Source organism: Planococcus rifietoensis (assembly GCF_001465795.2).
Classification (GTDB): Bacteria; Bacillota; Bacilli; order Bacillales_A; family Planococcaceae; genus Planococcus; species Planococcus rifietoensis.
In genome coordinates, this window is record NZ_CP013659.2 from 1,385,409 (window position 1) to 1,405,925 (window position 20,517).

General features: G+C 46.7%; 22 protein-coding genes and 1 riboswitch. Of the genes, 17 read left to right on the top strand and 5 right to left on the bottom strand.

The genetic code is table 11. The features are described 5' to 3' along the window. Positions 1-41 precede the first annotated feature (41 nt). Positions 42-578, bottom strand: coding sequence for a Rossmann-fold NAD(P)-binding domain-containing protein (locus tag AUC31_RS06785; RefSeq protein WP_058380773.1), 537 nt, complete (start codon positions 576-578; stop codon positions 42-44). Positions 579-633: 55 nt separating this feature from the next. Between AUC31_RS06785 and AUC31_RS17940 the strand changes: the two genes are divergently transcribed. Further along, the gene (locus AUC31_RS17940) at positions 634-1,455 is read left to right on the top strand and encodes a helix-turn-helix domain-containing protein (protein WP_237150722.1); all 822 of its coding nucleotides are present in this window, start codon (positions 634-636) and stop codon (positions 1,453-1,455) included. Here the strand turns inward: AUC31_RS17940 and AUC31_RS06795 are convergent. Further along, positions 1,396-2,640, bottom strand: coding sequence for an MFS transporter (locus AUC31_RS06795; RefSeq protein ID WP_058380772.1), 1,245 nt, complete (start codon positions 2,638-2,640; stop codon positions 1,396-1,398). The two genes, AUC31_RS17940 and AUC31_RS06795, sit on opposite strands and share 60 nt — an antisense overlap. Positions 2,641-2,911: 271 nt before the next feature. Here AUC31_RS06795 and AUC31_RS06800 point away from each other — a divergent pair, with 271 nt between their 5' ends. Both AUC31_RS06800 and AUC31_RS06805 read left to right on the top strand, forming a co-directional pair. Next, positions 2,912-3,460 carry a sigma-70 family RNA polymerase sigma factor gene (locus tag AUC31_RS06800; RefSeq protein ID WP_058380771.1) on the top strand — a complete coding sequence of 183 codons (549 nt, stop codon included), beginning with the start codon at positions 2,912-2,914 and terminating at the stop codon, positions 3,458-3,460. Then, complete coding sequence (locus tag AUC31_RS06805; protein ID WP_058380770.1) at positions 3,435-4,535, top strand: DUF4179 domain-containing protein; 1,101 nt, start codon at positions 3,435-3,437, stop codon at positions 4,533-4,535. Before AUC31_RS06800 ends, AUC31_RS06805 begins: the two co-directional genes overlap by 26 nt. A 51-nt stretch (positions 4,536-4,586) precedes the next feature. Here the strand turns inward: AUC31_RS06805 and AUC31_RS06810 are convergent, their stop codons facing one another. Next, positions 4,587-5,297 carry a hypothetical protein gene (locus AUC31_RS06810; protein WP_058380769.1) on the bottom strand — a complete coding sequence of 237 codons (711 nt, stop codon included), beginning with the start codon at positions 5,295-5,297 and terminating at the stop codon, positions 4,587-4,589. A 299-nt stretch (positions 5,298-5,596) separates the two neighbouring features. On the opposite strand from AUC31_RS06810, the gene AUC31_RS06815 reads away from it, so the two are divergent. The 7 genes from AUC31_RS06815 (at position 5,597) to AUC31_RS06845 (ending at position 10,241) form a co-directional block, all read left to right on the top strand. Continuing rightward, positions 5,597-6,241 carry a nitroreductase family protein gene (locus tag AUC31_RS06815; RefSeq protein ID WP_058380768.1) on the top strand — a complete coding sequence of 215 codons (645 nt, stop codon included), beginning with the start codon at positions 5,597-5,599 and terminating at the stop codon, positions 6,239-6,241. Positions 6,242-6,347: 106 nt separating this feature from the next. Then, positions 6,348-6,776, top strand: a complete 429-nt coding sequence (locus tag AUC31_RS06820; RefSeq protein ID WP_058380767.1) for a MarR family winged helix-turn-helix transcriptional regulator — start codon at positions 6,348-6,350, stop codon at positions 6,774-6,776. Positions 6,777-6,805: 29 nt separating this feature from the next. After that, a complete protein-coding gene (locus AUC31_RS06825) occupies positions 6,806-7,102 on the top strand; it encodes a putative quinol monooxygenase (protein ID WP_058380766.1) in 297 nt (98 codons plus the stop codon). A 97-nt stretch (positions 7,103-7,199) separates the two neighbouring features. Continuing rightward, positions 7,200-7,309: riboswitch (TPP riboswitch) on the top strand. A gap of 128 nt (positions 7,310-7,437) precedes the next feature. After that, the gene (locus AUC31_RS06830) at positions 7,438-8,445 is read left to right on the top strand and encodes an ABC transporter substrate-binding protein (protein ID WP_058380765.1); all 1,008 of its coding nucleotides are present in this window, start codon (positions 7,438-7,440) and stop codon (positions 8,443-8,445) included. After that, complete coding sequence (locus tag AUC31_RS06835; protein WP_058380764.1) at positions 8,445-8,738, top strand: thiamine-binding protein; 294 nt, start codon at positions 8,445-8,447, stop codon at positions 8,736-8,738. Before AUC31_RS06830 ends, AUC31_RS06835 begins: the two co-directional genes overlap by 1 nt. Continuing rightward, on the top strand, positions 8,738-9,505 hold the full coding sequence (locus AUC31_RS06840) for an ABC transporter permease (protein WP_058383639.1): 768 nt from the start codon (positions 8,738-8,740) through the stop codon (positions 9,503-9,505). Before AUC31_RS06835 ends, AUC31_RS06840 begins: the two co-directional genes overlap by 1 nt. Then, positions 9,498-10,241, top strand: coding sequence for an ABC transporter ATP-binding protein (locus tag AUC31_RS06845; protein WP_058380763.1), 744 nt, complete (start codon positions 9,498-9,500; stop codon positions 10,239-10,241). Before AUC31_RS06840 ends, AUC31_RS06845 begins: the two co-directional genes overlap by 8 nt. A gap of 38 nt (positions 10,242-10,279) precedes the next feature. On the opposite strand, the gene AUC31_RS06850 is transcribed toward AUC31_RS06845, so the two are convergent. Next, positions 10,280-11,047, bottom strand: a complete 768-nt coding sequence (locus AUC31_RS06850) for an alpha/beta fold hydrolase (RefSeq protein ID WP_058380762.1) — start codon at positions 11,045-11,047, stop codon at positions 10,280-10,282. A gap of 338 nt (positions 11,048-11,385) precedes the next feature. Here AUC31_RS06850 and AUC31_RS06855 point away from each other — a divergent pair, with 338 nt between their 5' ends. Both AUC31_RS06855 and cls read left to right on the top strand, forming a co-directional pair. Next, positions 11,386-12,120, top strand: a complete 735-nt coding sequence (locus AUC31_RS06855) for a YwaF family protein (RefSeq protein WP_058380761.1) — start codon at positions 11,386-11,388, stop codon at positions 12,118-12,120. A 127-nt stretch (positions 12,121-12,247) separates the two neighbouring features. Continuing rightward, a complete protein-coding gene (cls, locus tag AUC31_RS06860) occupies positions 12,248-13,699 on the top strand; it encodes a cardiolipin synthase (RefSeq protein ID WP_058380760.1) in 1,452 nt (483 codons plus the stop codon). Between the two features lie 389 nt (positions 13,700-14,088). On the opposite strand, the gene AUC31_RS06865 is transcribed toward cls, so the two are convergent. Then, positions 14,089-14,940, bottom strand: a complete 852-nt coding sequence (locus AUC31_RS06865) for a MurR/RpiR family transcriptional regulator (protein ID WP_058380759.1) — start codon at positions 14,938-14,940, stop codon at positions 14,089-14,091. 131 nt (positions 14,941-15,071) lie between these two features. Here AUC31_RS06865 and gnd point away from each other — a divergent pair, with 131 nt between their 5' ends. The 5 genes from gnd (at position 15,072) to AUC31_RS06890 (ending at position 20,514) form a co-directional block, all read left to right on the top strand. Beyond that, entirely contained in the window at positions 15,072-15,953 is an 882-nt protein-coding gene (gene gnd / locus AUC31_RS06870) for a phosphogluconate dehydrogenase (NAD(+)-dependent, decarboxylating) (protein ID WP_058380758.1), read from the top strand. A 32-nt stretch (positions 15,954-15,985) separates the two neighbouring features. Continuing rightward, positions 15,986-17,329, top strand: a complete 1,344-nt coding sequence (locus tag AUC31_RS06875) for a GntP family permease (protein WP_058380757.1) — start codon at positions 15,986-15,988, stop codon at positions 17,327-17,329. A 62-nt stretch (positions 17,330-17,391) separates the two neighbouring features. After that, entirely contained in the window at positions 17,392-18,936 is a 1,545-nt protein-coding gene (gntK, locus tag AUC31_RS06880; protein WP_058380756.1) for a gluconokinase, read from the top strand. A gap of 175 nt (positions 18,937-19,111) precedes the next feature. After that, a complete protein-coding gene (locus tag AUC31_RS06885) occupies positions 19,112-19,993 on the top strand; it encodes an aminoglycoside phosphotransferase family protein (RefSeq protein ID WP_058380755.1) in 882 nt (293 codons plus the stop codon). A gap of 65 nt (positions 19,994-20,058) precedes the next feature. Next, a complete protein-coding gene (locus AUC31_RS06890) occupies positions 20,059-20,514 on the top strand; it encodes a hypothetical protein (RefSeq protein ID WP_068347029.1) in 456 nt (151 codons plus the stop codon). The last annotated feature ends 3 nt before the right edge of the window (positions 20,515-20,517 follow it).

Below are 20,517 nucleotides of genomic sequence, written 5' to 3' on the forward strand. Positions count from 1 at the left end.
AGTGAGATGAAAACTAAAATTTTTGCAGAGTGCATTCAGCTTTATGGCCGTTGCTCCCAAGGGCTTACCGTGCCGATCACTTGATAGCTTTTATTGCCTCGCAGTGCGTTTATGACGCCCGTTGAGATTTCGTCATGAGTCAACCAGCGGGACACGCCCTTTTCGATTTCGAACCCGAGCTGCACTTGATAATAGCTTATGTGGGAGGGAATATTGTGGTTAGCAACGGGATTTAATCTTGAACTGCTTCCAATCACATGGACTAGTTTACAAGGAGTGGAAATGGGGATGAGTCTGGTTAAGCAGGGAATGACTTCATCTCCTGACGCGTGAACCCAGGCAACGATCAATCGGAATGGACCATATAGGTGCTGAAGGTCAACAATTTTGGCAGCAAATTCTTTTGTATTTGTGTAATCGACGAAGACGGGTGTTAATTGACCTAAATTTTGATCCAGGAGATGCTGCATTTTCTGCTCGCTGCGCCCAATTACAGAAACTTGATAGCCATTTCTCGATAACCATAGCGTGGCTTTGGCGAGCATTCCGGTGCCACCGATGACAAGTGCATGTTGCAAACGAATCACTCCTTATTTGAATTGAATACTTGAAACGATAGAAAGGATGGAATGGATGGCTATCATTATGGAAGCTTCCGATTGTTTATTGTTATCAACTGACCAAAAAAAGTCAGAAAGCCTGTGGCGCGACGATCCGTGTTTTAAGTTCATGTTTTCGTTGAAAGGCTCGATGCATTATCAAAGCAACCGCAACGATTTAACTATAGCGGACCAAGAATTTATCGTGTTTAATCCGCATGATGGACACCGGCAGCTTGCAGTAGACGATCACAAGTTTTTGGTTGAACTGGATGCCGCGTTTCTCAAGGAAGCGGTAACGGCCATTACCGGAAACGACAGGGAACTGTATTTTGCGCAAACTCCTCAGAAAAACCCCCTCATTGAACAATGGGTTCATTTTGTGCAGCAATACGTGTTGATGGAAAAGGAGAGCGGAAATGGTTCTTCTAAAATTTTCTTGGAGCACAGCTTTTCCCAATTGAGTTTATTGCTCGCAAAAACCGCAATTGGAACGCATACACCCGCTATGGTCACTGATCCTTTCCGCACGGTCCAGCCTGCGCTCTTTCAAGTGATGGTAGCGTTAAAAGATGATTATCAGCATGCGTGGACATTGGATGAGATGGCGGCGATTTTGGACATCAGCAAGTTCCAATTGGCGCATCTATTTAAAGAAAAAATCGGCGTTTCCCCGTATTCCTGGCTGCAGCTGTACCGCCTCGTGAGGGCCCAAAAACTATTGATGCAAACTAACCGGACCATCACAGATATCGCCTATGATTGCGGATTTTCCTCTATCGGATCGTTTAATCAATTATTCAAGCGCCTTTACGGCTTTTCGCCGCGTATTTTCCGTCAAGAGAGCTCGAAATAAGTAAAATATGGCTGTAATAACCATCAAGCTCCCGCACCATATAAACAGTTTCTGAATGCCGATGACTGAAGCAAGTGCCCCAAAGATCGCTAGCGACAAAATATTGGATCCATACAAAAGAACCGCATTAAAGCTGAAAGCACGGCCGAGCATATCTGCGGGCACAAGGGTTTGAATCAAATAAACTCTGGCTAGGCTGGATAACGGCAATCCGGCCGCTGCAATAAATACCCCAGCAATATAAAGTGGCGGGTAGCTCGCGAATCCAAGTACCACGAGGCCAAGTCCCCAAACAATCGAGCCCCATAAATAAAGCGAGAAGGTCAGGGTTTTCCAGAAAAACGGAATGGCAATATTCGTCAAAATTACCCCGAACCCGTACCAGCCCAACAACAGGCTATAAATTTCTTGGCCGCTTCCTGGAAAACGATCAAGGAGCAGCAATAATAAGCCAACTTGCCAAACCCAGGTATTGAAAAAGACCATCCAAAATGTCGCGAAGAATAGATGTGTTACGGTCCCTTCGCGTTTTGCCCACCAGAAGAAAACTCCAATTGAATAGAAGAGCCCATCTCTTTTTGTCTCATTCATATTCTCTTGATCTATTGGCACCACCCAGTGAATTTTCAAGATAAGAAGAGCGCTCGCTAGATAAGTCATGGCATCTATCGTATAAAAATGGATAGCATGTCCGGCGTTCAACAAGCCAATTGCAAAAAGCGGCGTGACAACTTGAACGCCTCTTGTCACCGTATCGAGGAGACTATTGACTGTCGTTTGTTGCTCGATAGGCGTAATCAGCGGCAACACGGCACGGTAAGCGGGATTATAAAAACAACCCAGAGTTTGAACTGTAAAAGCAGCCGCAAGCAAATGCCAGAAAGCCAATATGTCCAATTGAAATAATACGACTAGTGACAGAATAAGAGGAATCCGTAGAAGATCAATCGCTACGAGCATCCGTTTTTTATTCACACGGTCCGCGCATGCTCCGCCAATCAAGCCGAAGAGCAAGTACGGCATTGCTTGCGAAATAGCGATTATTGTCGTTAAAGCAGCGGACTCTGTCAGTTCGTAAGAAATAAAAAGAAAGGCAAGCCCAGCTAACACATTGCCGAGTTGCGATATCCCTGCTCCAGCTAAGTAATACAAAATGTTTTTGTTTTTCAGTACATGTCGATACATAACAACCACCTCCCGTTCAGGTTACGCTGAATTTCAAGGGGGCTCTATACGAATCTTGCTGCTTGATACCGCAAGAATTCGCTAGTTTAAAGATAAGAGCGCTGCAGATTCGCAGCGCTCTTGTTTTGATTAAATCGCCATAATGAAATCGTTATTGCGAATTTTTAAAGCTATAGTTTAATTAGGATTACCAAGTTTTACAAAAAATAAAAAATAATCGAAACGTTTTAAAGCGCTGGCATCTCTAATATACAAAGGGAGGATGAGGCAAATGCAGCACGATGAAGAAATAATTTCTGCGGCGATTCAAGGAGACCGAATCGCCCTTCAGAATTTATTGAAATCCGAAAAAGAAAAATTATACAGAATGGCCTATACATATGTGAAAAATGAAGACGATGCTCTCGAGGTTTTTCAACAAACTGTACTTCAGGCTATCGAATCAGTGCATCAATTGAAAGAACCGCAGTATTTCTCAACTTGGCTGGTCCGCATTTGCATAAATAAAGCACTGGCGTTTTTGAAGAACAATAAAAAGTTAATCTACATGGATGAAGTGGAGGAGCGGAATTTAGATAATGGTGCCAGCGCCGATGTGGCCGAACAAATGGATGTGTCGAACGCATTGGATTCATTGCCTGAAAAATTCAAGACAGCGTTGATGTTGAGATATTATCAAGACTTTACAGTCAAGCAGATCGCCACCGTAATGGAATGTCCAGAAGGCACAGTGAAAACAATTCTTCACCGTGGATTGGGGATGTTGAAAAAAGATTTGAAAGGGGTGTATGCAGATGAACGACAAAGAGATTTCAATTAAAAATGCTATGCAAAATATCAAAGTGCCAGAAGACCGCTTGGAGTCAATCATTGATGATGCCTTTTATGAAACGTCCAAGCCTAAAAAGAACAAACGGTGGAAGTGGCTGATGCCAGCCATCGCTGCGGCGATTCTATTTATCGGCTTGTTTACGGCCACTCTTTCTGCATCTCCAGTTCTTGCAAATTATATGGCACAGGTACCCGTCATTGGAAATGTCTTTTCCATTTTCGCCGAAGAAGAGGAGGGACTTATCCAATACGAGCGCTTTAGTGATGACGTGAAATTAACCCAATCCAGCAATGGCGTAACCATTTCTATAGACAAAGCTGTATATGATGGAACGAATGTCACCTTCACTTATACGGTAACTTCAACTAAAGAATTGGATGACTCTGCTCACCTAACTGGTTTTCCGCAATTGCTCGAAGGAGAAGGTCCTACAGGCTCCATGGATTGGAAATTGGCAGAAGGTTCATTGATTGGGATCAATACCATTCCGCATCTTGATGAAGAAGCGGCTCAAGTCAACGTGGTTTGGGAACCAGAGAGCCTATTTACGGATGCGGGAGAGATAGAAGGCGATTGGAAATTCGAGTTCGCGGTCGATCAGTTAAAAACAGATCCAATTATCTTAGACGAAATCAATTCAGAAGGCGGCGTCACGGTTCACTTTACTGAAGTGACGTTTACGGACGTTGCTGTGAATGTCGCCTACCAACAATTGGTGGACCCGGCTTTACTGGAAGTATGGGAAGCTGTGGAAGTCGAGCTGATTGCTGCGGATGACTTGGGGAATGTCTACCTGGTTCCTTATAATGGAGGGACCACTTATGGCGACGCAAGGACTCGGGAAGATTTTTTCTGGACAGCCACAATGAGAGGGCTGGATCCTATGGCCACCTCATTGACCTTTTATCCCTTTGGCCACATCAGCAGAATGGAGGAAGGCAAAGAGCCGGAATCGATTCGAATAGAATTTGATGCACTTGAAATCAATATGCTGGAAGGGACCTATCAAATTATTGAAGATCCCGAGTTCCCGGTTTATGATGAAGAGGAAGAAGAGAAGTGAAAATAAACAAGCCCGGCGCAGTTTATAACTGTGCCGGGCTTGTTTTGGTATCTACCATTCGAACACAAATTTCAGTGTAATCGTAATCGCAGAGTATATGATGACGGAGATAAGGAAAGTCGGGAAATGCGTATCCTTTTCGCTCGGCAGTTCGTGCTTGAAAACCGTGTAGATCATTGCGCCGGAAACGAGCGAGAAGACGATCGATTTGAAAAGCGGCGTCAGTTCAGTCGTCAAAGCGACGATCCAGCCGGCGACAATTCCGACAGCCAATATATAGCGGCCGTATTTATTGTATTCCACGGGAAACTTCCGCCACATGTCATGAGCGACCGCCATGAAATGCGGACCGATCGCGACGCAGTAAAACAAAGCTTGAACAGCTGATACTTCAAATGACAGCACAGAGTAGGAAACGAGCGCATTATAGAAAGCATAGAACACGATGACCGACCAGAAAGTAGAGGTATGGGAAATGTAATTTTGCTGGATGACGATTTGAATGCCGACAAACAAGACGACACCGAGAAGGCCGACGAAATAGATTTCCGACTCCATCGTCAACTGCCGGTATGGTTCTTCGATGGCGGCTTGCTGTTTATGAAGAGTAGGGAGCAAGTAAATGAAAATATACGAAACGGCAAGCCCGCCTGAAAACGAGAACCATTTCACTTGCTTCAGTTTATCTCGAGGCACCAGGACGCTCGCGAAGAAATGGATCAAGATGAATACAATACCGATCAAAAACGGAATCAACAGCATGACCCAAGCCTCCTGTCAGATGGAATGATCTGGTGAAATGGCGAGCTTTTGTTAAATTAAAGGGTACTATAAATTACGTAAATTGATTTTCTATATTGTACTGCTTCGTTTAGAAATAATGAAGCCGCTTTTACATAATTTTAGCAAAAAACTAACCGACTTGGCCTTGGCGATTCGATTTGTGAAACTTTCTGGTTGCATTTTTTCTGTAACGGGTTTATATTGTGTGAGGCATCAATTAATGAGGGGTCAATTAATAACCCTCAAAACAATTAGGATAGAAAAAGGAGCAATTTACCATGAACACACTGCAAAACAAAAAAACCAATGATTTCAATGAAATCGTCAATGGACGCCGTTCCATTAAACAATACGACCCGGATGTGAAAATCAGCCGCGAGGAAATGACCGAGATCCTGGAACAGGCGTCCACAGCGCCTTCTTCCATCAATATGCAGCCTTGGCGTTTTGTTGTTATCGACAGCGCAGAAGGAAAAGAAAAGCTTGCGCCGCTGGCATCTTTCAACTTGGAAAAAGTAATGAGTGCATCAGCTGTTATCGCCGTGTTCGGCGACCTCAACAACATTGAGTACGCAGAAGAGATTTATGGCAAAGCCGTAGAACTCGGTTATATGCCCGAAGAAGTGAAAGAATTCCAAGTCGGCTACTTCAAACCTTTGTACGAAGGCATGTCCAAAGAGCAAATGAAAGACATCGTGCTGTTGGACTCAGGGCTTGTATCCATGCAATTGATGCTCGTTGCCCGTGCATTTGGCTACGACACCAACCCAATCGGTGGCTACGACAAGCAGAAGATCGCTGAGACGTTCGGCCTGGACAAAGAGCGTTATGTGCCAGTCATGCTTCTTACGATTGGCAAAGCCGCCAACGAAGGCTTCCAGTCGTACCGCTTGCCGGTCGAGGCGACCACGACCTGGAGCTAAGCCAGACGACCTTGAGTATTCGGGAGTTATGTATTATATTTGACTGGTCAATGAATAGTGGGCACAGCTATCAATTGACTTCATCGATCATTTAGGAGGTCTTTCAATGCCGTGTTCATTTTCAAAGCAGGAACAAGTGCTGCACCAGTTTAAGGGTCTGACCAATCAGATCAGCCCGAAGTTTGAGCGTTGCACAGGCATCAGTGCGTCGCGTTATGAGTTATTGTCGCAGCTTTATAAAGTTGACGAAATCAACCAGTCAACGTTACAAAAATTGGTCAATATCGATAGCGCCGCGGTCACGCGCCATTTAAAGCAGCTTGAAGCGAGCGGCATGGTCACAAAGCGCAGAAATCCAGAAGACAATCGTGTAATCTTTGTCAGCCTGACCGATGAAGGACGCGAGCGCATCGTCGAATACCGGAAAGAAAATACAGGCTTCGTCAAGCAAATGCTCCACGATTTCACGTCTGAGGAAGTCGATGCGCTTAGCGATATGTTGCGGCGCATGCAAGACAATATCGTTGATTATTAAAAATACAGATTAAAGGATGGCGAAATGAAATGATGATTATCCACGCACATTTGCAAGTAAAACCTGACCAGGAACAAGCCTTTTTAAACGAAAGCAAAATTTTGATCGACGCATCGCGTCAAGAACCGGGCAATGTTCAATACGATTTGATGAAATCAGTGGAGAAGGACGGCCATTTCACAATGGTGGAAGTATGGAAAGATGCGCAAGCAATCGAAGCCCATAACGCGAGTGAACATTTCACGGCTTTCTCCAAAAAAGCAGCTGGATTCATGAGCGCGCCGATGGAACTGAAAGTCTATAGCGGTGAAGCTGTCCGGATGTAAGAAAAGCTTGTTCGTTTAAACGAGATGCCAGGCAATGCTTGAACATCTTGGTGAACTGTGACAAGATAGACCTTGAAAGACAAATGCTAATTTCATAAAACACATGTGGGGGAATCGGTGTTGCCGATTGAGAGAATATCCGTGAGATATTGACCCTTGGAACCTGAACTGGCTAATACCAGCGGAGGGAACATATTCAAATCGGTCTATTCTGCGATGATATGCGCCCAAGGTTTCTATAACCTTGGGCGCTTTTTTGTATCCGCAATTGGATATGTCCCCTGAATCAGCTTCTGAAATCATCTTTTATGAATTCATTCAAAGGGGGAAACAAGATGAAAAAATGGACGATTGCCATTGCACCGGTGTTGCTGATCGCGGCATGCACAGAAGAAGCGGAAAGTCCGGGCAGCGACGTGGCGAATGAACAACAGGAATTAGAAGAAGTGACGATGGTGTTGGATTGGACGCCAAATACCAATCACACCGGCTTGTATGTGGCACAGCAAAAGGGCTATTTTGAAGAGCAAGGGCTAGATGTCGAGATCATCTTGCCGGGTGAAGCGGGCGCCAATCAATTGGTCGCTTCCAACCAGGCGGAATTCGGCATCGGCGCACAGGAAAGCTTGACGGAAGCGAGAGTGCAAGACATTCCGATCGTCTCGATTGCGGCGCTCATTCAGCACAACACGTCCGGATTTGCATCCCCTAAAGACAAAGGCATCGAGTCGCCGAGCGATTACGAAGGGAAAACTTACGGCGGCTGGGGAGCGCCAGTCGAAAAAGCGGTGCTCGGGTCCATCATGGAACAGGAAGGGGCTGATGTGGAAAACGTCGACATCGTCAATATCGGCAATAGCGACTTTTTCACGGCGGTCGAACGCGACATCGATTTTGCTTGGATCTATTACGGCTGGACGGGCATTGAAGCCGAACTGCGCGGCGATGAATTGAACATGCAGTATTTGACGGACTACTCGGACAAACTGGATTATTACACACCGATCCTAATGACTAATGAAAACTTGATTGCAAAAGATCCGGAAACCGTTCGTGCATTCACCAAAGCAGTGTCGCAAGGCTACGAATTCGCCATCGATGAGCCTGAACAAGCAGCTGAGATCTTGATCGAGTCGGTCCCGGATTTGGATCCGGAACTGGTGAAAGCGAGCCAAGAATGGCTGTCGCCGAAATATCAGGACGATGCCGCGAAATTCGGCGAACAGCAAGAGCAAGTGTGGGCGGATTACGCTGCGTGGATGTTCGACAACGGGCTACTGGATGAGGAATTGGACGTGGAGCAGGCGTACACCAATGAATTTTTACCGGAGGAGGAAAACTGATGGGCAATGCATTATTAAGTATTCAAATCATCCCGAAAACGAAAAACGGGGAAGACGTCATTCCATATGTAGACAAAGCGATCGCCGTCATTGAAAAGTCGGGCGTCCCGTACCAAGTCAATCCACTGGAGACGACGATGGAAGGGGATCTGGCGCAGTTGTTTTCGATCGTTGAGGAAATGAACGAGGCGATGATCGAAAACGGCAGTTCGAACGTCATCTCCCAAATCAAAGTGCTGTATCAGCCGAGCGGTGCCTCGATGGATAAATTGACGGAGAAATACCGGCCGTGATGATTGTGCGAAAAGGATGGAGACCGGTTCTGGTCCTCATCCTTTTATTGATCGTCTGGCAAGCGCTGGTGCCGCTGTTTGAAGTGCCAGAGTGGTTGCTTCCGACCCCTTATCAGATCGGGGTAGAAGCGGTAAACAGTTGGCCGAATTACAGCGGGCATTTGCTTGCGACGATCCGATTATCGATCCTCGGCTTTTTCATCGGATCGTCGATCGGCCTTGGCGTCGCGATGATTCTTCATCTCGTGCCGAAACTGCGGGAGACTTTTTATCCTTTGCTGATTTTATCGCAAAATATCCCGATTATCGTTTTGGCGCCGCTATTGGTCATTTGGTTCGGCTTCGGCTTGTTGCCGAAACTGATCATCATCATTCTCGTGTGCTTTTTCCCGATCACCATCGCGGCACTTGATGGGTTCAGGCAGACGAGCGGCGAATTGCTTCATTATATGAAAATGGCAGGAGCCGACAGACGCCAGATTTTTTGGAAGCTCGAATGGCCGCATGCGATGCCGTCGATTTTCTCGGGCTTGAAAATTGCGGCGACCTATAGCGTCATGGGTGCCGTCATTTCCGAATGGCTCGGTGCGCAGGAGGGCATTGGCGTCTATATGACGCTCGCCTCGTCGTCGTTCCGGACGACGCAAGTATTTGTCGCGATCTTGTTGATCATGAGTTTGAGCATGCTGTTTTTCGCGGCGATTGTGTTACTCGAAAAGTGGATCATCCGCTGGAAAACGAGCGGGGGAGGGAATTTGAATGGCTGAATTGGCGATTGAACAATTGACGAAAAGCTTTGACGGGACCGAAGTGCTGAAAGAGTTATCATTGAATATAGGAGACGATGAATTTGTCGCCGTGCTCGGCCCTTCCGGCAGCGGCAAAAGCACGTTATTTCATTTAATTGGCGGGCTTTATGAGCCGGATGCAGGAAGTATTCTATTGGGCGGCGAGAACATCAACGGCCAAAAAGGCTCCGTCAGCTATATGCCGCAAAGCCCGTCGCTGCTTCCGTGGCGCACCGTGCTGGACAATGTTTTGTTAGGGGCTGAGATCGCTGGACACAAAGATCAGCAAGCAGCTATTCAAATGATGGAAAAAGCAGGACTGGCAGGTTATGAGCAATCTTATCCGCACCAATTGTCCGGCGGAATGAAGCAGCGCGCCGCCTTTATCCGTAGCCTCTTAAGCCCACAGCCACTCATTTTGCTGGACGAGCCGTTTTCAGCGCTGGATGAATTCACCCGTTCAGAAATGCAAAAATGGCTGCTTGATATTTGGCAGCACAATAAACGCTCGATTCTTTTCGTCACGCATAATATAGAAGAAGCTTTGTTTCTCGCAGACCGCATTCTGGTGTTATCGGAAAAACCTGCGCGTGTCGTCGCTGAGTTTAAAGTGGGTTTCGCGAGGCCGAGAGCAGAAGACATCACTTTGACAGAAGAGTTTCTGCAATACAAGAAGGACATTTATAAAGTACTGAAGAAAGAGGAACCAAAATAGAGATAGAGAAGGCCGCTGAGATTTCTCGGCGGCCTTCTCTATTCCCTTGGTGAATTTTTCTCTTCGTTTGGATTGTTTGTTATCCATTTCCGTAATAGGCGATTGAATTCTGTTGCTTGCTGAATTGGCCAATCATGTCGAGCGCCTGGAATAAGCATTCCGACCGCATTCGGCATGACAACAGGAGCCATTTTAGTCGAAGCGATTATGGCGCGCGATTCGTACTCTCCAGCCGCAAACAGTGCGGGCTTGCAGAAAGAACTATACGATGCATCGAGACGGAAGCGAATGATTTCCTTAAATATGGCTTCATATGTCTCGCGCGTTAGCAGTTGATAATTGGAGATGAAGTCAGGGATCTTTTGAGGTGGCAGGAGATAACGTTCGCGGGCCATCTTTTTGAGATGCGAAGTATTGTGTATGTTCCGCTGCACAGCGCATGATTGCAGTTTCAATAAAAACCCGTAACGCAACGGCTGGACCGTGATGCCGCTAATAAAGAGGCTCAATACTTTTTCTGGGAAACGCTTAGCCAATTCCAAGGCGACATGGCCTCCTAAAGAAAGTCCCACTATATGGACAGCTCGATCCTTAATAACTTGATGGGCAATTTGTTCGGCACTATCCGCTAAACTGACCCAAGGTATCGCGGCACTTTTTCCGTGTCCAGGCAAATCAACCATAATCAATTGATGATCGGAAAATGCGTATTCTTGTTGCCACCATATCCAACTGCTTGCGCCAAGCCCGTGGATGAAGAGTATGGGTTCCGCTTCAGTAAACGTGGACTCTGAGTAAGCGATCATATTAGACACTCCTCGGTTTCTTTTTTTAAAACCAATCGATCAAATGCTTCATTCCTTAGAAATGTGGCAGGTTTTTTAGGGTCTTGAAGTGATCAAATAGCGCAGTAGGGTTTTAAAACGGTGACATAAAGCAAAGTGGTTTCATCATTCCCCAATTTCAAAGTGTTTATTGTTTTATAGAAATACAATTTTTTATCTAAGCGAAATCGGAACTGAGCGTTTGGAGTATAGATAGCCAATAAGCTCAAAAATAAACCTAATTCAAGCGAGAAAAGTGAGTTCTGTCGAATGAGAAAAATGATAAAATATTATCAAAATACTTTTCGGGAGGGGCAGCGATGGATACGTGGTTTGGTGCAAGATCTGATTATCCGTTCGAGCTTTTTTCCGTCAGCCATCTAATCGTACTGGCAATTGCCTTAACAGGATTCCTGTGCCTGGTCCTTTTAAGAGACAATTTCGCCGCTAAAGATGCCTTGTTCCAGCAATTGCGCTGGCTGCTGTTTCTTGTGCTGCTCATCTCTGAAGTGTCCTATCAGTATTGGGCCGTCAGCCACGAGTATTGGAGCTTCGATCGTTATATGCCGCTTCATTTATGCGGTGTCGCTTCTATCACCGCCATGATCGGCTTAGTGACTTTGCATCCATTTTGGATCCGCGTATCGTTTTTCATCGGCATCGTGCCCGCGGCTTTGGCACTGGTGACGCCGGATATGCCGTATGATTACCAGCACTACCGGTTTTGGAAATTTTTTGTCCATCATACTGCCATCGCCTGGGCAAGTCTGTTTTTGGCTTTATTTATGCCAAGTGCACTTACGTGGCGTTCGGTATTTTCGGTTTATGGAATTTTGCTCGTGTATGCCGCGTTCATCGGGTTTTGGGTCAATCCACAGACCGGCTCAAACTATCTTTACCTGTCGCAGCGGCCATCTACCATCTCACCCTTGGATTTTTTCGGGGATGGCGTTTGGTATTATATCAATTTATGCTTAGCTGCTTTCCTGTTATTTGCGGTTCAGTACGGGATATTCCGCTGGATCTTTAAAAAAACCGGCCCTGAAGAAAACTGAATGCGACTAACAACCAGCTGCCAGGTGCGGAAATGCTTCCGTCTCGGGCAGCTTTTTCGATTTTCAATAGAGGACTATTTGCATATTTAGAGAATAAAAGGGGGACAGAGCGAAAGGGGTGGCGGGAATGGATTGGGTAGTCGTACTGAGCTGGACATTGAACTCTTTATTGCTGTTGAACATCGTGCTCGCGCTTGTAATCATCTTTAATGAACGTCGGGATGCTGGGGCTACTTGGGCATGGCTATTGATTTTGTTTTTCTTGCCGATTCTCGGATTTATTGTCTATTTGTTTTTCGGCAGGCATTTGACCACCAACAACTTCTACAACTTAACGGAAGACGAACAATCCTATTTCACGCGCCAAGTCGATGCTCAAGTCCAGCGCATCCAGGCAGGGGAAGCAGAATATGATGAAGAGCTGCTGAACAAATACGAGCAATTGCTGATCATGAATTTGCGGTCGTCCAAATCACTCGTCAGCTTCTACAACGAAACCCGTATATTCTCTGAAGGCAACGAGAAATTCGACACCATGATCAAAGACATTGGCAACGCGCAGGAAGAAGTCAATGTCCAATACTATATCATTAAACGGGATGCGCTCGGCCAGCGGCTATTCGATGCTTTGCTCGAACGTGCCAAAGCCGGAGTCAAGGTACGGCTTCTCTATGATGCAGTCGGGTCGAAGAGTTTAAAACAATCGGATTTTAAGGAATTGATCGAACATGGCGGCGAAGTGGAAATCTTTTTTCCGTCCAAATGGGGAATCAATTTCCGCCTCAATAACCGCAACCACCGGAAAGTGTGCATCATTGACGGGAAAATCGGCTATATTGGCGGATTTAATGTCGGGACGGAATATTTGGGTGAAGTGGAGAAATTCGGCTATTGGCGCGATGTTCATTTGCGCATAGAAGGAGACGTCGTCCATCATATCCAAGACCGTTTTGTGCTGGATTGGAACTACGCCAACCAATACAAGAACCGAGACGACATCTTTTGTTTTCCACCTCACCAAATCAGACATTTCTCGCCGATGCAAATCGTCACGAGCGGGCCGAATTCGCACACAGAACATTTGAAAAACATGAAAATCAAAATGATTTCGTCGGCAAAGCGCGAAATCTACATCCAAACGCCGTATTTCATTCCGGATAAAAGCTTTATGGACGCCTGTAAAATGGCCTTGCTGAGCGGTGTAAAAATGAATATTATGATTCCCGGCAAGCCGGACCATCCATTTGTTATGTGGGGATCCTGGTCGTTCCTTGGCGAGTTGCTCGATTACGGAGCGGACGTCTATTTATACGATCGTGGTTTTTTGCACTCCAAGACGATGACCGTGGACGGCGAGATTTCAACTGTCGGGACCACCAACCTGGATGCCCGCAGCTTCCGATTGAATTTCGAAATCAATACGCTCGTTTTCAACCGCCGGATTGCGCTCGAACTGGAGTCCCTGTTCGAGTCGGATACTGCCGATTGCCGCAAATTGACGAAAGAACTCTACGCACAGCGCGATTGGACCATCAAGCTGCGCGAAGGTTTTGCCCGCCTGTTGAGCCCGATTTTATAATTTGTGATAGTTACGTGTGGAATGTGGGTTGAAGAAGTCTCCTAATCCAGTACGAATTAAAATAGAATTGTTTTTTCTACATTCAAAATTCAATGATCTATCTAAGTATTTGGAGAAGCGTTCGCTCGAAAACCCTTCTGCTCAATAATGTTGCGCATTACTTTCGCAAAGATAATGTCTCCCGTAGGTCGACCTTATCTTTCCAGTGGTAAAGCGAGACGACCGAGACCTCGGAAGGTGCCTAGCGGCTGAGGATGCCTGGGCGCGAGCCCACGGAAAGCGAGCGATAAGCTTCGGAAAATACAACTTCTTACGTTTTTTCGACAACCTGAAAAAGCTGAAACCACTTTAGGTTTCAGCTTTTTTTATTTGTCCAAAATCCCCAATGCCTACAAGCGCTTCTGCGACATGGCTTCGCGCATATGGCGCAGCGCCGTCTTGCCTTCGTCACCACGGGCGATCATGACGTTTGTGTAGAGCGCATCGATCAAGCTGAGCTGCGCGATGCGGGAAGCGAGGGCTTCTGAACGGAAATCCGTTTCTTCCGACAAGGTGTACAAAATAATATCCGCCTCTTTGGATAATGGCGATTTGGCGAAATTGGTCACGCAGACGATCGTCACTTCTTTTTCCTTCAAGACGTGAAGCACTTCCAGGACATCGCGCGTGCTGCCGGAGTGTGAGATAACAATGGCCACATCGCCTTTGGTGAGCTGGGATGCGGACATAAGTTGGAGATGGGCATCCATATTCATCGCCACATGAAGGCCGAGCCGGACGAATTTATGATAGCCGTCCATGGCGATCATCGCAGATCCGCCGTTTCCGAAAAACTCTATCTTGCGTGCAGACAGCACTGCTGCGACTGATTGTTTCAAGGCATCTTCGTCGATGATCTGCAAGGTATCTTCGAGTGTCTTGATATTGGAGCGGAATACTTTTTCTGCCACTGTTTTTACTTCGTCGCCTTCTTCGATCTGTTCATGGATGTCTTTTAATGGCGCGACAACTTCCGCAGCCAAGGCGATTTTGAACGCTTGGAAGCCTTTAAAGCCGAGGCGCTGGCAGAAGCGGAAGACGGTCGATTCTGCAAGCCCGAGCTCATCGGCAATTTGGTTGATCGTCAAATGGATGATGTTGCGGGGGTCATTTAAGATGTAATCGGCGATTTTCTTTTCCTTTTCACTGAAATTGCGGTAACTGCCACGGATGGCTGCCAATGCGAATTGTTGTTGTTTCATTCTGCCACGCCTCTTTCTGTTGCTTGAAGTTTTTTTATATTTCTATCATAACATGCTTGTGTATGGAAAAATATTTGATATAATAAGTTTAATAAGGAAAAATATTCTTTTATTCTACAGGAGGTTTTCAAATGGAAATCGGAATTATCGGTTTGGGCAAGATGGGCAAGAACTTGGCACTCAATTTAACAGATCATGGCCACACAGTGGTAGGGCATGATGCAAACGCCTTGGAAGTAAGCGGTTTCAAAGTTGCGGGATCGCTCGAGGAATTGGTGCAGAACCTGCAGGCACCACGTACGGTGTGGTTGATGGTGCCAGCCGGAGAAATTACGGAATCGGTCATCACACAATTGGTGCCGCTATTGGACAAGGGCGATGCCATCATTGACGGAGGCAACTCGAACTACAAAGAATCAGTGCGCCGCGCTGAGGAATTGCAAGCGAGCGGAATTTATTTCTTCGACTGCGGCACAAGCGGCGGAACAGAAGGCGCGCGCCACGGGATTTGCGCAATGATCGGCGGGGACGAAGAAAAGTTCAACGACATCGAACCGCTCTTCCGCGACATCTCAGTTGAAGGCGGCTATCTCTATGCCGGCAAATCAGGCAGCGGGCATTTCATGAAAATGATCCACAACGGCATCGAGTACGGCATGATGCAATCGATTGCTGAAGGATTTGATATCCTCCACAAGAGTGATTTCGACTACGACTTTGAAAAAGTGGCCGGCGTCTGGAACAACGGCTCGATCATCAGCTCTTATTTGATGGGATTGACGCAAAACGCCTTCTCGAAAGATGAAAAGCTCGATGGCATCAAAGGGGTCATGAACTCTTCAGGAGAAGGAAAATGGACAGTGGAAACGGCACTTGATTTGAATGTGCCGGCACCGGTCATCACGATGTCACTGATGATGCGCTACCGTTCACTTGAAGACGATACGTTTACAGGGAAAGTCGTCGCAGCACTTCGCAATGAATTCGGCGGGCACGCAGTCGTCAAAAAATAAACCATTGTTTATCTGAAAGAGGGGGAAATCACATGGATGGTTCAACATTAATTATCATCGCGGTTGCAAGCATTTTCGTATTGCTGTTTTTGGTCATGCGTACGAAATTGCACGCGTTCGTCGCGTTATTATTGGTAAGTCTACTGCTCGGCATCGCGGCGGGAATGCCGCTTGGGGATGTTATTCAATCGATTCAAAACGGCATGGGCGGAACACTTGGCTTTGTCGCAGTCGTCGTTGGCCTTGGCGCCATGTTCGGAAAAATGCTGGAAGTTTCCGGTGGCGCTGAACGCTTAGCCGCTACATTGATCGGTAAATTCGGAGAAGATAAAGCACCGTGGGCTCTTGGCGTAACAGGTTTCATCGTTGCCATTCCAGTATTTTTCGATGTCGGTTTCATCATTTTAGTGCCAATCGTCTACAGCTTGGCGAAAAAGACTGGCAAATCTCTTTTGCATTACGGGATTCCGCTATTGGCGGGTCTTGCTGTTACACATAGCTTCATCCCGCCGACTCCGGGACCGATTGCGGTTGCGGAACTGGTCGGTGCAGAACTTGGCTGGGTTATCCTGTTCGGGGTGCTCGCGGGGATTCCTTCCATGATTCTAGCGGGACCTGTTTTTGGACGCTACATAGGGAAGCGCATTCATTTGACGATTCCGGATTACATGGATATCAAAGAACAAGAATACGATAAAGAATTGCCAAGCTTCGGGATGATCATTTCTTTGATCTTGATACCGCTTGTGTTGATTCTCTTCAACACCTTGTCAGCCGTCGTGTTGGATGAAGGGAACCAGATCCGTGAGATCTTGACTTTCCTTGGCCATCCATTCGTCGCCTTGACAATCGCTACGATCCTGACGTTTTTCTTCCTGGGCACACGCCGCGGCTATTCACGCCAGGAAGTTCAAGACATTGCAACGAAAGCACTTGAACCTGCGGGTATCATCATCCTCGTTACAGGGGCTGGCGGTGTGTTCAAACAAGTATTGATCGACTCAGGTGTCGGCGATGTGCTCGGCCAAATGATGGGCGACTCTGCGCTTCCGCCGATTGTCCTAGCGTTCTTGATCGCTTCAGCAGTCCGTGTGGCACAAGGCTCCGCTACCGTTTCCATGGTAACGGCTGCAGGATTGATCGCACCGCTTCTAGAAATCACCGGAACAACTGGCCCAGCACTTGGCTTGATCGTTATTTCCATCGCTGCAGGCGCTACGGTTTTGTCTCACGTAAACGATTCCGGCTTTTGGCTTGTTAACCGCTATTTCGGAATGAGCGTCAAGGACACATTGAAATCCTGGACCGTGATGGAAACCATCATCGGCCTCACCGGATTCGTGGTAGTATTGATTTTGAGTTTCTTTATCACATGAGTACAGAAAAAGAAAAAGGGATTTTCCTTTTTCTTTTTCTGTTATAAGGAAGGAAGAAGAACATGCCTGAACAATCCTATTATTTAGGGGTCGATATAGGGACCACTTCCACAAAAGCTGTCCTATTCAATAAAGCGGGGCAAATCAAAGACAGCCATACTGTTTTCTATCCCTTGCACACGCCGAACCAGTTGACCGCCGAACAGGACCCGGAAGAAATTTTTCGCGCCGTCCTGACAGCGGTCCGGGAAACCTTGAGAAAAAGCGACATCAGCAAAGAGTCATTAAAACTCTTGTCGTTCAGTTCGGCCATGCACAGCCTGATTGCGGTAGATGCTCAAGGAGAACTTTTGACCAACAGCATCACTTGGGCAGATACGAGAAGCTCGAAGCACGCGAAGCACATCAAAGAAAACTTGAACGGACATGACATTTACTTGCGGACCGGTACGCCGATCCACGCAATGTCGCCATTAGCGAAACTTTTGTGGCTGCAGGATGAAAAACCGGAAATCTGCCAAGCTACCGCGAAGTTCATTAGCATCAAGAGCTATATTTTCCATAAGTTTTTCGGAGAGTATGTCGAAGATCATTCCATCGCTTCCGCTACAGGCTTGTTTAATTTGGAACAGCTCGACTGGGACCAAGGCGCATTGGATGTGTCTTGTGTAACGGCAGAGAAATTACCGCGCCTCGTTCCCACGACCGAGCAGTTCACTGGAGTCGCACCGGAGTTCGCTGCGTTCATGGGTGTCCGGGAAGACATTCCGTTTGTCATCGGGGCAAGCGACGGCGTGTTGGCCAATCTCGGCGTCGATGCCATCGACCCCGGAGTCATTGCAGTGACCATCGGGACGAGCGGTGCCATCCGTACAGTGTCCCCGGTGCCGAAAACCGACCCGAAAGAGCGGACTTTCTGTTATGTATTGACGGAAAATCACTGGGTGATCGGCGGGCCGGTCAATAACGGCGGCATCATTTTGCGATGGCTTCGCGATGAATTCGCATCATCTGAAGTAGAAACGGCGAAGCGCCTCGGGATCGATACATACGATGTGTTGACGAAAATCGCAGCAACGGTTAAACCAGGAGCTGACGGGCTGTTGTTCCACCCCTATTTGACAGGGGAACGGGCACCGCTTTGGGATGCCAATGCCAGAGGGTCGTTCTTTGGCCTCAGCATCCATCACCAGAAGCAGCATATGATCCGCGCTGTACTCGAAGGCATCGTCTTCAACTTGTATACCGTGCTACTGGCAGTTGAGGAATTGACAGGAGAGCCGGCACGCATACAAGCTTCCGGCGGTTTTGCCCGCTCTGAGTTGTGGCGCCAACTATTGGCAGACGTCTTCGACAAACCGGTCATCATCCCGGAAAGCTTTGAAAGTTCTTGTCTCGGCGCCGTGGTCCTCGGCATGTATGCTACGGGCGAGATTGAGGACTTTAGCATTGTCTCTGAAATGATCGGCAGCACCCATACGCATCACCCCGAAACGGAAGCGAGCAATATCTACCGTGAATTGCTCCCGATTTATATCCGTTTATCGCGTTTACTGAAAGAGGAATATGAGAGCATTTCCGATTTCCAGCGCAAGCATATGAATTAACAAGAAACCCGAGGCTACTGGCCTCGGGTTTTTTTAATGCATTGATTGAGGGTTAACACAATGCTGACCGTTATTTTGTGGAAAAGTTCTGAAAACGAACCGAATTCAAAGTGCCTTTTGATATACTAATATTCACAAGTACAGGTGGTTGTTGGGATAAAGGAGGGAGAATTCCATGCTCAATCAGGTGTTGAAACAATTCAATCTACAAGTGATTTCCGTCAATGAAGTCGAAGATTCTTTCAGTTCAACGGTATACAAATGCACTTTGCCGAATGGCGAATCGATCTTTTTGAAAATCCCGTATACCCGTGTGAAATACGAGCGCGAGCTGGCCGCTTATGAAATCCTCGCTGGCCATGTCCCGATTCCAAAGCTGCTCGATCATTGGGCGGGTGACGATAAATGCCCAGGGGCTTTACTGCTGTCCGAACTAAAAGGGAAGTCTTTGTCCGCAACAGCTTCTCCGGAAATCGCATATCAAATCGGTGCCATGCAAGCGTCTATGCATCAAATCAAACCTTCTAACAAGACAGCACTCGGCGCCATACAAAATGAATTTCCCAATTGGCATGAATTTATCGAAAGGCAGTTTTATAGCTTCGCGGAAGATGCAAAAGAAGTATTGGAGGAAGATTTATATATGGCCAGCTTGCGCAAGTTTGAGCAAATGAAAGGCGAGCTTCCAGAACCAGACGGGCCAAGTTTTGTCCATATGGATTTCCGGCCAGCCAATATCATTGTGGAAGAAGGCCAGGTTTCCGGCATGATCGATTTTGAAAGTGTGCGCTTCGGTTCGGCGGAAATCGATTTCACTAAAATTCACCGTGATTTTCTCAGCACAAATTCGTCATTATCTGACTCCTTTCAGATGGGCTATAACAGCATCCGGCCGATGATCGATTTGCAAGCCGTTTTGCCCTTTTATCGGTTCATTGATGCCTTTAACAGCAATGGCTGGAGCCAAAGGCGGGGCCTGGAGAAGAATTTTGCATTCTATGAAACCAATTTGAGGATATTGAAAGAAATGCTGCAAGGAGATCGGCTGGAAAAATGAAGACTAGACGCTGGCTATCCAGAAAAATCGGCGAATGCCAAATCTAGCAGATTGGAGGGAGATTGTTGAGAACCCTTTGTTACATCTTACTGTTGGCTGTGGTTTTGTTAGCAGCATGTGATGAAAATCAACAAAAGAGCGCCGCTGTTTTGGAAGCGGAAGCTCATTTGGAAAACCAAGGATATACGTCGATTTCCGTGATAGAAGAAAAGTCGTTGCTTCTAACGAAACAAGATTTGAAGGATCCGTCCTATGCGCCGATTTGGCAAGTCCAGCCCTTGGATTCTAATCAATACATAGATAAAGAGCTTACTTCTGTGGAATTAATCGTACAAAATCACCCGCTTGAACGTCTCTACAACAGCAAGAAAACAAGAACCATCGTCTATCTCCATCAAAATAAAGTAGTTGGCGGGTGGTCATTCCCAGTGACCTCAAGTGAAGCGCTTGTCGGCAATGTGTATTCCTTGGATGGGAAAACGGCGGAAGAAGTGAAGCAAGAAGAATTAAGCCCTAAATAGAAA

Bases quoted from the DNA above. Each gene is read 5' to 3' on its own strand.
- AUC31_RS06810 (WP_058380769.1), bottom strand. From the start codon at position 5,297: ATGCTGTTGATTCCGTTTTTGATCGGTATTGTATTCATCTTGATCCAT.
- AUC31_RS06805 (WP_058380770.1), top strand. From the start codon at position 3,435: ATGAACGACAAAGAGATTTCAATTAAAAATGCTATGCAAAATATCAAA.
- AUC31_RS06885 (WP_058380755.1), top strand. From the start codon at position 19,112: ATGCTCAATCAGGTGTTGAAACAATTCAATCTACAAGTGATTTCCGTC.
- AUC31_RS06820 (WP_058380767.1), top strand. From the start codon at position 6,348: ATGCCGTGTTCATTTTCAAAGCAGGAACAAGTGCTGCACCAGTTTAAG.
- AUC31_RS06830 (WP_058380765.1), top strand. From the start codon at position 7,438: ATGAAAAAATGGACGATTGCCATTGCACCGGTGTTGCTGATCGCGGCA.
- AUC31_RS06855 (WP_058380761.1), top strand. From the start codon at position 11,386: ATGGATACGTGGTTTGGTGCAAGATCTGATTATCCGTTCGAGCTTTTT.
- AUC31_RS06845 (WP_058380763.1), top strand. From the start codon at position 9,498: ATGGCTGAATTGGCGATTGAACAATTGACGAAAAGCTTTGACGGGACC.
- AUC31_RS17940 (WP_237150722.1), top strand. From the start codon at position 634: ATGGCTATCATTATGGAAGCTTCCGATTGTTTATTGTTATCAACTGAC.
- AUC31_RS06875 (WP_058380757.1), top strand. From the start codon at position 15,986: ATGGATGGTTCAACATTAATTATCATCGCGGTTGCAAGCATTTTCGTA.
- AUC31_RS06865 (WP_058380759.1), bottom strand. From the start codon at position 14,940: ATGAAACAACAACAATTCGCATTGGCAGCCATCCGTGGCAGTTACCGC.
- gntK (WP_058380756.1), top strand. From the start codon at position 17,392: ATGCCTGAACAATCCTATTATTTAGGGGTCGATATAGGGACCACTTCC.
- gnd (WP_058380758.1), top strand. From the start codon at position 15,072: ATGGAAATCGGAATTATCGGTTTGGGCAAGATGGGCAAGAACTTGGCA.
- AUC31_RS06795 (WP_058380772.1), bottom strand. From the start codon at position 2,640: ATGTATCGACATGTACTGAAAAACAAAAACATTTTGTATTACTTAGCT.
- AUC31_RS06835 (WP_058380764.1), top strand. From the start codon at position 8,445: ATGGGCAATGCATTATTAAGTATTCAAATCATCCCGAAAACGAAAAAC.
- AUC31_RS06815 (WP_058380768.1), top strand. From the start codon at position 5,597: ATGAACACACTGCAAAACAAAAAAACCAATGATTTCAATGAAATCGTC.
- AUC31_RS06800 (WP_058380771.1), top strand. From the start codon at position 2,912: ATGCAGCACGATGAAGAAATAATTTCTGCGGCGATTCAAGGAGACCGA.
- AUC31_RS06840 (WP_058383639.1), top strand. From the start codon at position 8,738: ATGATTGTGCGAAAAGGATGGAGACCGGTTCTGGTCCTCATCCTTTTA.
- cls (WP_058380760.1), top strand. From the start codon at position 12,248: ATGGATTGGGTAGTCGTACTGAGCTGGACATTGAACTCTTTATTGCTG.
- AUC31_RS06850 (WP_058380762.1), bottom strand. From the start codon at position 11,047: ATGATCGCTTACTCAGAGTCCACGTTTACTGAAGCGGAACCCATACTC.
- AUC31_RS06825 (WP_058380766.1), top strand. From the start codon at position 6,806: ATGATGATTATCCACGCACATTTGCAAGTAAAACCTGACCAGGAACAA.